At 54.3% G+C, this 12,393-nt stretch carries 12 protein-coding genes; 5 read left to right on the forward strand and 7 right to left on the reverse strand.

The genetic code is table 11. The features are described 5' to 3' along the window. Positions 1-38: 38 nt before the first annotated feature. Together hipB and ACMV5I_RS05885 are read left to right on the forward strand one after the other, a co-directional pair. Positions 39-311, forward strand: a complete 273-nt coding sequence (hipB, locus tag ACMV5I_RS05880; RefSeq protein WP_024529137.1) for a type II toxin-antitoxin system antitoxin HipB — start codon at positions 39-41, stop codon at positions 309-311. Next, entirely contained in the window at positions 311-1,624 is a 1,314-nt protein-coding gene (locus ACMV5I_RS05885) for a type II toxin-antitoxin system HipA family toxin (protein WP_121607873.1), read from the forward strand. Before hipB ends, ACMV5I_RS05885 begins: the two co-directional genes overlap by 1 nt. Positions 1,625-1,633: 9 nt before the next feature. Here ACMV5I_RS05885 and ACMV5I_RS05890 read toward each other — a convergent pair whose 3' ends face one another. The 4 genes from ACMV5I_RS05890 to yqhD form a co-directional block, all read right to left on the reverse strand. Further along, on the reverse strand, positions 1,634-2,239 hold the full coding sequence (locus ACMV5I_RS05890; protein WP_141133004.1) for a transglycosylase SLT domain-containing protein: 606 nt from the start codon (positions 2,237-2,239) through the stop codon (positions 1,634-1,636). A gap of 139 nt (positions 2,240-2,378) precedes the next feature. Further along, positions 2,379-3,194, reverse strand: coding sequence for a 2,5-didehydrogluconate reductase DkgA (dkgA, locus tag ACMV5I_RS05895; RefSeq protein ID WP_202673084.1), 816 nt, complete (start codon positions 3,192-3,194; stop codon positions 2,379-2,381). 87 nt (positions 3,195-3,281) lie between these two features. Continuing rightward, positions 3,282-4,328, reverse strand: coding sequence for an NADPH-dependent aldehyde reductase Ahr (gene ahr / locus ACMV5I_RS05900; RefSeq protein WP_261446131.1), 1,047 nt, complete (start codon positions 4,326-4,328; stop codon positions 3,282-3,284). A gap of 156 nt (positions 4,329-4,484) precedes the next feature. Beyond that, the gene (gene yqhD / locus ACMV5I_RS05905) at positions 4,485-5,648 is read right to left on the reverse strand and encodes an alcohol dehydrogenase (protein ID WP_414823865.1); all 1,164 of its coding nucleotides are present in this window, start codon (positions 5,646-5,648) and stop codon (positions 4,485-4,487) included. A gap of 350 nt (positions 5,649-5,998) precedes the next feature. On the opposite strand from yqhD, the gene ACMV5I_RS05910 reads away from it, so the two are divergent. Continuing rightward, on the forward strand, positions 5,999-6,883 hold the full coding sequence (locus ACMV5I_RS05910; RefSeq protein WP_235166928.1) for an AraC family transcriptional regulator: 885 nt from the start codon (positions 5,999-6,001) through the stop codon (positions 6,881-6,883). On the opposite strand, the gene ACMV5I_RS05915 is transcribed toward ACMV5I_RS05910, so the two are convergent. After that, positions 6,880-7,902 (reverse strand): zinc-dependent alcohol dehydrogenase family protein, encoded by a 1,023-nt coding sequence (locus tag ACMV5I_RS05915; RefSeq protein WP_414823866.1) that lies wholly within the window; start codon positions 7,900-7,902, stop codon positions 6,880-6,882. The genes ACMV5I_RS05910 and ACMV5I_RS05915 overlap by 4 nt on opposite strands. A 105-nt stretch (positions 7,903-8,007) precedes the next feature. On the opposite strand from ACMV5I_RS05915, the gene ACMV5I_RS05920 reads away from it, so the two are divergent. Beyond that, complete coding sequence (locus ACMV5I_RS05920) at positions 8,008-8,913, forward strand: LysR substrate-binding domain-containing protein (RefSeq protein ID WP_414823867.1); 906 nt, start codon at positions 8,008-8,010, stop codon at positions 8,911-8,913. On the opposite strand, the gene ACMV5I_RS05925 is transcribed toward ACMV5I_RS05920, so the two are convergent. After that, entirely contained in the window at positions 8,908-10,392 is a 1,485-nt protein-coding gene (locus ACMV5I_RS05925; protein WP_414823868.1) for an MFS transporter, read from the reverse strand. The genes ACMV5I_RS05920 and ACMV5I_RS05925 overlap by 6 nt on opposite strands. Before the next feature lie 111 nt (positions 10,393-10,503). Here ACMV5I_RS05925 and ACMV5I_RS05930 point away from each other — a divergent pair, with 111 nt between their 5' ends. Further along, positions 10,504-11,397: a LysR family transcriptional regulator gene (locus ACMV5I_RS05930; protein ID WP_202810105.1), complete on the forward strand. Its 894-nt coding sequence runs from the start codon at positions 10,504-10,506 to the stop codon at positions 11,395-11,397. Positions 11,398-11,448: 51 nt separating this feature from the next. On the opposite strand, the gene ACMV5I_RS05935 is transcribed toward ACMV5I_RS05930, so the two are convergent. Then, complete coding sequence (locus tag ACMV5I_RS05935; RefSeq protein ID WP_021806837.1) at positions 11,449-12,105, reverse strand: DedA family protein; 657 nt, start codon at positions 12,103-12,105, stop codon at positions 11,449-11,451. Positions 12,106-12,393 lie beyond the last annotated feature (288 nt).

Genomic DNA, 12,393 nt, shown 5'->3' on the forward strand with positions numbered 1-12,393 from the left:
GATAATTATCCTTTAGTGCGGATACCTAGGAGGTCAGTGTGATGAGTCCACCAAAAATTTATAGCCCGGCCCAACTGGCAAACTATCTAAAACTAGTGCGGCAGAGAAACCATTGGACGCAAAGCGATCTTGCCGGTCGGATCGGTATTAAGCAGGCAACCATTTCCAACTTCGAAAACAACCCCGAAAAAACAACGCTAACTACGCTGTTTAAAATATTGCAATCACTTGAAATGTCTATGGTTGTATGCGAAAAAAATGATATGACAGCCGTCTGTGATAAGGAAAATCAACAGGAGCTTGACTGGTAATGGCAACGCTTATTACGTGGATGAACAACGAACTAGTCGGTGAGTTGACGAAGCAGACAACCGGTGCGCATACGTTCAGATATGATGATAGTTGGATGCGCAATCCGCGCGCTAGGCCTCTTTCTCTATCTCTGCCTTTAGAGGTAGGCAACATCACATCTGATGCGGTGATTAACTACTTTGATAACCTGTTGCCGGACAACCCAAAGGTTCGGGAGCGAATTGTTAAAAGGTATCACGCCAAATCGACACAACCCTTTGATCTTCTTGCCGAGATAGGGAGAGATAGTGTGGGAGCTGTGACGTTACTTCCGCCAGGGAAAACTGTCACCGAACTGACATTAACATGGCAGCCACTGGATAAAATCCGACTGGAAACGTTACTCACCGCATACCAATCAGATATTCCGCTTGGCATGATTAATGAAGAAGACGATTTCAGAATATCGGTTGCAGGTGCCCAGGAAAAGACGGCGCTGCTGAAGATTAATGAGGATTGGTGTCTCCCGAGTGGAATGACGCCAACTACCCACATCATTAAGCTGCCGATAGGCGAAATAAAACAGCCTAATGCCACGCTGGATCTGCGTGAGAGTGTTGATAATGAATATTTATGTCTGGCATTAGCACGTGAACTTGGATTTGCTGTGCCTGATACCGAGATCATCAGGACTGAGACCATCAGGGCTCTGGCAGTTGAACGGTTTGATCGTCGCTGGGTGAAGAACAGAACCGAGTTGCTTCGCTTGCCGCAAGAAGATCTCTGCCAAGTTTTCGGTCTGCCCTCATCAGTGAAGTATGAATCAGACGGGGGGCCAGGAATTGCCAAGATCATGGATTTTTTGCTTGGTTCCAGCACCGCGTTAAAAGACCGATATGACTTTATGAAATTTCAGGTTTTTCAATGGCTGCTTGGTGCAACGGATGGGCATGCGAAAAATTTCTCCATTTTTATTCAGGCAGGCGGTAGCTTTAGATTAACTCCCTTCTACGACATTATTTCTGCCTTTCCCGTGCTCGGTGGGCAAGGTTTACATATGAGCGATCTTAAGTTGGCAATGAGCCTGAAAGCCAGCAAGGGAAGGAAAAACGAGATTGGCAAGATCTATCCCCGTCACTTTGTGGCGACAGCAAAGGAGGTGAATTTCCCCGCAGAGCAAATGATGGAGATCCTGCATTATTTCGCGGAGAACGTTCCGAGAGCCATCGATGCGGTAACAAAAACTTTACCTGGCGATTTTTCAACCCATGTCTACCGCTCCATCGTGTCAAATTTGCAGAAATTCCACGGTAGGTTATCAGGGATAGCCTGAGTATTCTGGCTACAAACTGTTATACGCCGCCTCGACCTTCAGCATATAGCGCGGTGCCTGCGGTGAGGGATGGTACTGGCGCACATGCCAGTGAAAGGCCTCGGGTGAGAGGTTGTTGATCATTCTGATGGCTTTTTTGCGATCGCTGGAGAAGGTACGTAGCAAGGCTCCTGCGCCGTTGGCATAGGCCACTTCAGTGGCATAGCGGCGGGTCACCGGATCGTCAATCCACTTCAGTTGCTGCTGTTGCAGCGCGCCGATATAGGCCGCCCCCAGATCGATATTGGTTTCTGGATCCAACAGATCGTCATCATCCGGGCAGCCGCGTTTGCCTTTAAAGCGGTAGGCATCACAACCGGCGGTATTCGCCTTGAGCTGCATCAGACCGATCGCATTGGAAGGGCTGACAGCTTTAGGGTTAAAGCCAGACTCTACCTGAATAATGGCGGCGATCAGTTTTTCATCGACATCATACTCGTCGGCCGCGTCTTCGATTTCATCGTCATAGGCATGAGGATCGTGGCTGGTGCGCTGGTGCTTACTGGAACAGCCCGCCAGCACCAACAGCATTAACACCATGGTTAGGCGTGGCAAAGATGAGAAAGAGAGGGTCATGAAACTCCAAGCTACTGTGATCGGATCGCTGCGCCATATCATAGCGCCAGCGACCGATAAGATCTTGGGTTAAAAGCCAATTAACGCGAGAAGCTACCAACAATAAAGCAACGGGGCCGACAGTGCGGCCCCGCCAAGTTTACAGTGAATCCGGGTCTGGCCCCAGGCGGTTGCCGATATCCAGCTGGGTGATTTCGCCCAGTTCGTCCTTGTCCAGTTTGAAATCAAACACCTCAAAGTTTTCGCGAATGCGCGCTGGCGTAACCGATTTCGGGATCACGATCAGGCCGCTGTCCAGATGCCAGCGCACGACGATCTGTGCTGGCGTCTTGTTGTACTTCTCCGCCAGCTTCTTGATCAGAGGTTGATCGAAGACGCCTTCACCCCCTTGCGCCAACGGGCTCCAGGATTCGGTGGCGATGTGATGAGTCGCGTTCCAGGCGCGCAGTTGGCGCTGTTGAAGCAGCGGGTGCAGTTCGATCTGGTTGATCACCGGTGCGACGCTGGTTTCATCCAGCAGGCGCTGCAGATGTGGCGTGTGGAAGTTACAGACGCCGATGCTTTTCACCAGCCCTTGCTCACGCAGTTTGATCAAGCCGCGCCAGGCTTCGACATACTGATCCTGTGCCGGTTTCGGCCAGTGGATCAGGTAGAGATCGACGTAATCCAGCTTCAGCTTTTTCAGGCTGGTTTCCAGCGCCGCCTGCGGATCGCCCTGATCGTCGTTCCACAGCTTGGTGGTGATAAACAGCTCTTCACGTGGGATCGCGGTGGCTTGCAGCGCGGCACCCACCCCTTCCTCGTTTTTGTAAATCGCGGCGGTATCGATGGAGCGATAGCCGACTTCCAGCGCTTTGGTGACGGCCTGCGTGGTTTCTTCAATGCTGGCTTGCCATACGCCGAGACCCAACTGCGGCATCAGATTACCATCGTGGAGTTTGATGATGGGTTGCATGCGCTATCTCCTTATGACTGCTTTCAGGCCAAGGCCTGCTTACATGAATTTTAGTTCGCCACCTCAGCGCTTGCCGAGTTTGCGACCTCAAGCGTGCATATCCAGTACGATACGGTAACGGGCCTTGCCCGCTTCCAAATGCGCGATGGCATCGTTGACCTTGCTCAGTGGGAAATGCTCCACCTGTGGCTCTATGCCGTGCCGGGCGCAGAACGCCAGCATATCGGCCAGGCGTGAAGGGGCTCCGGTAGGTGAAGCGGAAAGCTCGGCCTGTTTGCTGATAAACGAGAACACCTGAACCGGCACCGGGTCTGGGATCGCGCCAACGAAGTGCAGGCGGCCTTTCGGGGCCAAGGTGCCGATAAAGGCGTCCCAATCTAAAGAGGCGCTGGCGGTGACCAGAATAAAGTCGAGCTGATTGGCGATGGCCTGCAACGCTGCGCTGTCATTGCTGGCTACCACGCGGTGTGCGCCCAGCGAAAGCGCTTCGTCACGTTTGCTGTTGGACGAGGTGAAGGCGGTGACTTCACAGCCCCAGGCATGCATAAAGCGGATCGCCATGTGGCCCAGGCCGCCGATACCGACCACACCAACGCGCTGTGTTGGGCGGACATCGTATTGCAAAAGTGGGTTGAACACCGTGATCCCGCCGCAGAACAGCGGCCCGGCGCTGGTCACGTCAACGCCTTCCGGCAGTGGGATCGCCCAGGCCCAGTGGCTGCGGATGCGATCGGCAAAACCGCCGTGGCGACCAATAATGGTAGGTTGTACCTCGTTGCACAGATGCTGATCCCCGGACATACAGGGGTGGCAGTGCATACAGCTGCCGCGATTCCAACCAACGCCCACCACCTGGCCAATCTTCAGCCCTTTGTTCTGCGCATGGGCCCCCAGCTTGGTGACTTTGCCCACCACCTCATGGCCGGGCACGAACGGGTAGTGGGTCATGCCCCATTCATTATTGAGCATGGAGAGGTCGGAGTGGCAGACGCCACAGTAATCGATAGCAACTTCAATTTCATCGTCGCCTAATGCACCGGCGTCGAAGGTAAAAGGTTCAAGCGGCTGTCCCTTGCCGGGCGCGGCCCAGGCACGAATGCTATTGTCAGATGTGGAGCTGGATTGATTCGCCATAAAATTCTCCCATGAGTTAACGAGACGATGTTATGCGATGCGATCGAAAGCGCGGATAAGGCGCACAACCGTGCCCGTTGATCGGTCGGGCACGGTAAGTAGAAACTAAAGCCTAGCAGGAAACTGTGATGTTGCGATGAAATCGTGCGCTAGCAATTAACGTGCCGCTTGATAAATGCGTTGGCTGACTTCCAGCGTAATATCCTGATGTTCGCCCAATGCAGTCATCCCGTGCTGGTGCAATTTGTCGATCAGCGCAGGGATGGAGCTACCGTCGAGTTGATAATCAGACAGACGGGTTGGCACGCCCATTTGTTCAAAGAAGGCACGGGTGGCGGCAATCGCGCCGTCGATACGGCTTTCTTCGGAACCCTCACGCAGACCCCAGACGCGATCGGCGTACTGCAGCAGTTTTTCGCGTTTCTGGGCTTTTTTCTCTACCAGCAAAGCAGGCAGGACGACGGCCAGGGTTTGCGCATGATCCAGGCCGTGCATGGCGGTCAGCTCATGGCCGAGCATATGCGTTGCCCAGTCCTGCGGCACACCGGCACCGATCAGGCCGTTCAGCGCCATGGTGGCACTCCACATCACGTTGGCACGTACCGCATAGTTTTCCGGTTCGGCCAGCGCACGTGGGCCATCCTCCAGCAGCGTTAACAGCAGGCCTTCGGCAAAGCGATCCTGCACCTTGGCATCGACCGGGTAAGTCAGGTATTGCTCAATGGTGTGGACAAAGGCATCCACTACGCCGTTGGCGATTTGGCGCGGTGGCAGTGAATAGGTCACCACCGGATCGAGCACGGCGAACAGAGGCTGCACCAGCGGAGAGAAGAAGTGCTGTTTGTCGCCGCTGCTTTTACGGGTGATCACCGCGCCGCTGTTGGACTCGGAGCCGGTCGCTGGCAAGGTCAGCACACAGCCCATCGGTATCGCTCTGACGATCTCGCTGCCCACGGTTTTCAGGATATGCCAAGGATCGCGATCGGCCTGGTAGTCGGCCGCTGCCGCGATAAATTTGGTGCCATCAACCACTGAGCCGCCGCCGACCGCCAGCAGGAAGTCGATCTTTTCTGCCCGCACGACTTCCACCGCTTTCATCAGCGTTTCATAGGTCGGGTTAGGCTCGATACCGGAGAACTCCTGCACGTTGCGGCCAGCCAGTGCGGTATAGACCTGATCCAGCACGCCGTTGTTCTTCACGCTGCCACCGCCGTAGGTGATCAGGATGTGGGCATCTGCCGGGATTTGTTTGCCTAATTCGGCAATCTGGCCTTTACCGAACAGGATTTTGGTTGGGGTGTGGAGGATGAAATTTTGCATTCTCGTATTCTCTTTTGTATACCCGTCGTCTTTCAAGCTGCAGCGTTGTTACCTGCACTATCTCACCCCAGTCACTTACTAAAAGTAAGCTCCTGGGGCTGAGATAGCTTGTCGCCTAGCTGCAGCTTGAAATCCATAGGGTATGGCTATAAAGGAAGCGCCAACGGCGCAAAATAACTGGAGTCTATTGTCGGTAACCTGGCCCGATCGCACAATGCACATTCCTGCCGGTGTCTTGCCTATTTCTACACTACACTGTAGAAAACGCATCTTTATGGTTATTATCCGTGTCGAATTATTCAGGCGACTAGAGGGGCTTGCTGATGGACAACGTTGAACTACGTAGCCGTATGGCGCGCCAGGCGATGCGCTTTGCCGCTGCCAAAGGCTATAGCCCAACGCCCGTACCGATGGTGAAGGTGCTGTATTCCGACGAATATTACCCGCGTCAGCCGGTGATGTATGAGCCAGGCATTGTCATCATCTTTCAGGGCCACAAGGTGGGCTACTGTGGCAGCAAGGTGTTTCAGTACGATCCGCGCAACTACCTGCTGATGACGGTATCGCTGCCGTTTGAGTGTGAAACCTTTGCCAGCCCGGAACAGCCGCTGGTGGGGCTGGCGGTCAATATCGACACCCAGATGCTACAGGATTTGCTGATCGATATCGGTGATGACGATTATCTGATGCAACCCAGGGGGGAAAGTTGCGGCGTTAACCTCTCAGTGCTTAGCGATGAAATGTTGTGCGCCACCGAACGCCTGTTGGACGTGATGGAGAAACCGCTGGATGCTCGGGTGCTGGGGCCACAGATCGTGCGTGAGCTGCTTTATTACGTGCTGCGTGGCAGTTGCGGTGCTTCGTTGCAGGAACTGGTTAACCGGCATACCCATTTCAGCCAGATCGCCAAGGCGTTACGGCGGATTGAGAATCAGTATGCCGAGAACCTCAACGTCGAACAGTTGGCGTACGAAGTGAACATGAGCGTGTCGGCGTTTCACCATAACTTCAAGGCGGTGACCAACACCTCGCCGCTGCAGTATGTGAAGTCGTATCGCCTGCACAAGGCGCGTTTGCTGATGGTGCATGACGGCCTGAAGGCCAGCACGGCGGCGATCCGCGTGGGCTACGAGAGCGCTTCGCAGTTCAGCCGCGAGTTTAAGCGACTGTTTGGCATTACGCCGAGCGATGAAATCGCCCGGCTGCGGGACAATAGCGCCATCATGCAGGGTTAACGCGTCAGTACAATTTTGCCGAATGGGCCGCGATCGATGTGATCGAGCGCTGCGGGTAACTGGTCGAAACGGTAACGCTGGTCGATGACAGGTTTGATGTCGTTGGCGTCGACGGCGCGTACCAGATCTTCCAATGCGCGGCGATGGCCGACGGCAATCCCCTGGATCTGTGGCGACTTCAGCAACAACAGGCCTGCGGGGATGGCGATTTCCGCGCTTTCCAACATGCCGATCACGGAAATACGCCCGTGGATCGCCACTGCGCGCAGGGAGTTGATCAGATTGCTGCCACCCACGGTTTCGACAATATGATCGATACCGCGATCCTGCGTCAGTTGATAGATCGACTCCACCCAATCCCCTTGCAGGCGGTGAATGCCGTGATCGGCCCCTAACGCCTTGGCTCGTAGTAGCTTCTCTTCGCTGCCGGAAGTGATAAAGACCTCTGCTCCGTGGGCTTTGGCAATCTGTAGCGCGAACAAGGCAACGCCACCGGTGCCTTGCACTAATACCGATTCCCCGGCACGCAAATGGCCGCGTTCTACCAAGGCGAACCAGGCCGTCAGTCCGGCGCAGGGCAGGGTACTGGCTTGGGCATCGTCCAAAGTGGTAGGTGACTCGCTCAGCCAGGTTTCATCGACCACTACGTATTCTGCCAGCATTCCCTGATAAGTACCGCCTGCCGTACGATAAGGCGGGGTGCGGGCATCACCGTCAGGTTTTCCGTCGATCCAGTCTGGGCTAAAGGTAGAGATCACCCGATCGCCAGGGCGAAAACGCGTGCTGTCGCTTCCCACCGCGTCTACCACCCCAGCCATATCCGAGACAGGGGTAAACGGCAGCGGCAGATCCAACGGCATAGTGCCTTCTATCACCATCTTATCGCGGTAGTTCAGCGCCACAGCGTTCACTTTCACCCGTACCTGATGAGGGCCCGGCTGTGGAATGGCGCTCTCGGTTAATTGCAGATGCTCACGCCCTACGGCGTTCATTGTCCAACGTTGCATGGTATCGGCCATGTGGTGCTCCTGATGGGTTGAAGATATCCAGAGATAATAGCGTTGATTTAAAGTCACCAGTGGCGATAATATTTATCAAGATTGTTTCCTAAAAGGCTACAAAAAATGAGCGACCGATTAAGCGGCATCTCGGTATTGGTCAGCGTGGTGGAGGCGGGCAGCTTTGCGCTGGCGGCCAACAAGCTGCATCTTTCCCGTTCGGCGGTGGGCAAAACTATCGCCCGGCTGGAACAACGGTTGGGCGTGCGCCTGTTTCACCGCACTACCCGCAGTTTGAGCCTGACTGACGATGGCGCACTGTTCTATGAGCGTTGTTTACGGGCGTTGGAGGAGATCCGCGTCGCAGAGAACTTGTTGGAAAGCGGTAAACGCCAGGTCAGTGGCCGGTTGCGTGTCTCGGTGCCGGTGCTGATTGGCCGCCAGTGTATCGCGCCGGTGCTTACCGCGTTGGCACGTGAGCATCCAGGATTGGAACTCGATCTGTCATTCAGCGATCGGGTGGTGGATTTGGTTGAGGAAGGATTCGATCTGGCGGTGCGTAACGGTCCATTGCCGGACAGCGCCGGGCTGGTGGCAAGAAGGATAGGGGATAACCGTATGACTCTGTGCGCCTCGCCGGAATATCTGGCTCTCTGTGGTATGCCGAGCAGCGTTGAGGAGCTGTTCCAGCACGATGCCATCGCTTATCGCCATGCCGCGATGATCCGTAGCTGGTTGATCCCGCTGGCAGACGGCACAACGCGAGAAGTGATGCCGAAATCCCGCTTGTTGATGGACGATTTGCAGGCGATTGCCGATGCGGCAGTGGCCGGGTTTGGCATTGCCTGGCTGCCATGCTGGCTAATCTGTGAAGACTTGTTGGAAGGCCGATTGCAGCAGGTGTTGGGGGAAGTCCCGGGGAAAGACTTTGAAGTGCATGCCGTCTGGCCGCTGACGCCGCATTTACCCTTGAAAGTGCGGCTGGCGGTGGATGCGCTGGTCAGCCACCTGCCTGTGAGGATGGCGCTATAGCCGCGCCTTTCGGCTCAGCAAGAAGAACGCGGCGCCAGCTGAGATAATAGTAAAGAGCGTGAGTATCAACATTAGGGTACTAAAACCCTTCTGGTATACGGCAAGTACCAGCGCAGGGTCTAGGTTTTGAGAGAGGCTCATATTCCCCATGACCAAACGTTGGACCAATTCGCCATTATCACTCTGCGGTTGCAGGCGAAGGAGGTTGCTGTTGACCAGAGTAGTGAGCATGGCAATGGAGATTGCAAGTGCGATACCTTCTCCAGCGACACGAGTGGTGTTAAAAATTCCAGCCGCCATGCCCGCTTGTTCTTTAGGTACCACGCTTACCGCTAGTCCATCCATCAGCCCCCAGGGAAAACCTGTTCCGATACCGATGATTAGCATGGCCAAGATCAACTGCCGGTGATCGCCGACGGGCACTTGGCTGAGCATGTACAGCCCTGTGGCTGCTAGCAGAAAACCGACGCCAGAGAGGGTTCCAGCAGTGATCCAACGGGTTAACCAAGCGGCCAGTAACGGCACCACCAGCATCGGTGCCGAAAGTGCCAGCATGACCAGGCCGCTTTGTATGGGAGAAATACCTTCAACGCCGGTCAGCCTGAATGGCAGCAGCACTATCAGAACGATGTAGCAATAGCAGGTTCCTAAAGGAAGTATCTGGACACCGATGAAACGTGGATGCCTGAGCAGGCTGAGTTCGAGCATCGGCTCCTTTGAGCGTAGCTCAATAACCACGAACGCTATCAGGCAAGTCAGCGCGCTGATAAGTATGCCCACGATCAACGATGAATCCCACCCAGCTTGTGGGGCGAGGATGATCCCGGTAGTGAAAAGCACGAGCATCGCTGAAAAACTCGCCAAACCGGGAAGATCCAGCTTTTGAGACTGCGGATTCTTGCTTTCGTGCATCTGTGAAACGGCGGCGATCAGCGCTGTTGCGGCGAGTATTGCGGTGGTAATGAAGATCGAGCGCCAGCCGAACTGTTCAATCAGCGCACCAGCAATCATTGGGCCAAATGCCAGGCCGAGGCCGAAGGTCGTTCCCAGCAGGCTAAAGGCTCGGGTTCTGTCATGCCCTTCGAACTCTTGCGCCAGAGCGGCCGAACCGCTAGCGAGTGCTGCTGCGGCGGCTATCCCCTGAATTGCCCGCAATATATCCAGCCAGACAATGCTGGTGGCACTGGCCAGAAGTAAGCTGACGATGACGAATAGCATAAGGCCCAAGGTGAATAAGCGTTTACGGCCGTAAATGTCCGAAAGCGTTCCGGCGGCCATGAGTAGGCTACCGAAACTCAACATGAACGCGTTGGTTACCCAGGCTTGGGCAGGTGGGCCGGCGTTGAAAACCTTGCTGATGGTTGGGGTGGCGACGGCACCCCCGGTGAAACTCAGCGGTAATACCAAGGCGGCTAGGCAAGTAGCACCGAGAACGTAGTAACGACCTTTTTGTAGGGAGTGATCGGAATTGTTACCCATTGCGTAATCCCTCATTTTTGTAGCAATCTGGGAAACTAAATCTATAGAGGTCGCAATGTTGAATAAATGGGTTAAAACTCCACTTATAATGAACAAAAAGGTCTTAATCCTATGGAGAGTCTCACCAGCATCCTCTCGTTCGTGAAAACCGCAGAATCGTTGAGCTTTGTCTCTGCCGCACGTGCCATAGGCATTTCCGCAACGGCGGTAGGAAAGAATGTTGCGAGGCTTGAAGGGTCTCTGAACGTTCGCTTGTTTCAGCGTAGTACCCGCAAGGTTAGTCTCACTGTTGAAGGGGAAATGTTCTACCAACGATGCCGGAAAATCCTTGATGACTTGCAGGACGCTGAGGCCATGCTGTCGCATTCGATTCAAGCGCCCCGAGGTCGTTTGCGGGTCAGTTTACCCACCATCGGGTACCGCTTTCTGTTACCAATGATGCCTGACTTTCGCAAAGCCTACCCAGAAGTTGAGTTAGAGTTGGATTTCAACGATCAACTCGTTGATCTCATCGATGATGGGTTTGATGTGGTGATACGGAGCGGTGATCTTGTGGATTCGCGGCTGATGTCGCGTAGGCTTGGGCCTTTCCGTTTTGTTCTTTGTGCCGCCCCTGGTTATCTGAAACGTAAAGGACGACCTGAGAAGTTGCTCGATCTGGAGTTGCATGATTGCCTTCGTTACCGTTTTGTCACGACAGGTAAAATCATGGACTGGACATTAACGGCAGCTCCGGAAATAACCCAGTTGCGCCTAAACTCATCCCTGACGTTGAATAACATGGAGGCAATGCTGATGGCGACCGTTGACGGGCATGGCATTGCTTACATGCCTGATTTTTTAGTCAAGGAGGCGTTGGCCGTGGGCGATCTTGAAACGTTGTTAGATACTTACACCAAGGATCAGGGGGGCTTTTGGGCGCTCTGGCCCTCCAGTCGGCATCTATCACCAAAGATTCGAGTATTTGTGGATTTTATCTGCGACCAACTTTTTAAACAGGGATAAGAGGCATCACGATATGGGTTACAGTGGCGGTGGGTAAAACCGCCACCCAAATCAGGAGGCGCGTTTTTTACGCCAAACGACCAGCATCACGCCCAGCAGTCCAACGACCAACAGCACCATCGGCAGGATCATCAGCCCAGCCATCACCTGATCTTCGTGGCGTTTCACAAGCGGGATTTGGCTAAAGGCATAGCCCAGCGTGACTACCGAGCCTACCCACAGCAAGCCGCTGAGCCAGTTAAAGATTTGAAAACGGGCGCTATTGAGGCCCGAGATACCGGCCATGGTAGGCAACAGGGTGCGTACAAATGCCAGGAAACGGCCAATCAGCAAAGCGACCAGGCCGTGGCGGTTAAACAGCATGTGCGCGCGCTGGTGGTATTGCGCCGGTAGCTGTAGCAACCAGCCTTTCACCACCGAGGTATGGCCAAGCCATCGCCCTTGCAGATAGCTGAGCCAACAGCCAAGGCTGGCGGCGACCGTCAGAATAATCAGCGTGGGGATAAAGTTCATCACGCCTTTGGCGATCAAGGCACCGGCCAACAGCAGTAAGCTATCTCCGGGCAGGAAGGAAGCGGGCAACAAACCGTTTTCCAAAAACAAGGTGGTAAAAAGGACGGCATAAACCACCCAAATCACGCTGGGATCGGCAAGTGCAGTAAAGTCTTGCGTCCACAGTGCGTGAACAATCTCTCTTAATACATCCATTCTTTATCCTGGGGTGCCTGGGCTGACTTTCTATAGGCTACCGTGCTGTTATAGCCGTGCTCACCGGTAAAAATAGGCCACACACGGCGGTGAGGCCCTAGAGCACTATATAGTGTACCGCTATTAGCTTAAGCGGACATTAAACAGAGCATAGAAAATGTGGCAAAGGCCGTAAAACTCGGAAAAAGTACAGGTGACCGTGGGTATGGCCAAGTAAAAACGCGGTAAAACCTCGCGCCTTACTGTGTGATTTTATTCTAGCCACTCGTCATCAAATGGGTCTTACGT

Source organism: Serratia sp. T13T92, assembly GCF_047530105.1.
Taxonomy (GTDB): Bacteria; Pseudomonadota; Gammaproteobacteria; order Enterobacterales; family Enterobacteriaceae; genus Chania; species Chania fonticola.

Excerpts from the sequence above, each read along its gene's own strand:
- ACMV5I_RS05885 (WP_121607873.1), top strand. The coding sequence starts at position 311 with ATGGCAACGCTTATTACGTGGATGAACAACGAACTAGTCGGTGAGTTG.
- ACMV5I_RS05890 (WP_141133004.1), bottom strand. The coding sequence starts at position 2,239 with ATGACCCTCTCTTTCTCATCTTTGCCACGCCTAACCATGGTGTTAATG.
- dkgA (WP_202673084.1), bottom strand. The coding sequence starts at position 3,194 with ATGCAACCCATCATCAAACTCCACGATGGTAATCTGATGCCGCAGTTG.
- ahr (WP_261446131.1), bottom strand. The coding sequence starts at position 4,328 with ATGGCGAATCAATCCAGCTCCACATCTGACAATAGCATTCGTGCCTGG.
- yqhD (WP_414823865.1), bottom strand. The coding sequence starts at position 5,648 with ATGCAAAATTTCATCCTCCACACCCCAACCAAAATCCTGTTCGGTAAA.
- ACMV5I_RS05910 (WP_235166928.1), top strand. The coding sequence starts at position 5,999 with ATGGCGCGCCAGGCGATGCGCTTTGCCGCTGCCAAAGGCTATAGCCCA.
- ACMV5I_RS05915 (WP_414823866.1), bottom strand. The coding sequence starts at position 7,902 with ATGGCCGATACCATGCAACGTTGGACAATGAACGCCGTAGGGCGTGAG.
- ACMV5I_RS05920 (WP_414823867.1), top strand. The coding sequence starts at position 8,008 with ATGAGCGACCGATTAAGCGGCATCTCGGTATTGGTCAGCGTGGTGGAG.
- ACMV5I_RS05925 (WP_414823868.1), bottom strand. The coding sequence starts at position 10,392 with ATGGGTAACAATTCCGATCACTCCCTACAAAAAGGTCGTTACTACGTT.
- ACMV5I_RS05930 (WP_202810105.1), top strand. The coding sequence starts at position 10,504 with ATGGAGAGTCTCACCAGCATCCTCTCGTTCGTGAAAACCGCAGAATCG.
- ACMV5I_RS05935 (WP_021806837.1), bottom strand. The coding sequence starts at position 12,105 with ATGGATGTATTAAGAGAGATTGTTCACGCACTGTGGACGCAAGACTTT.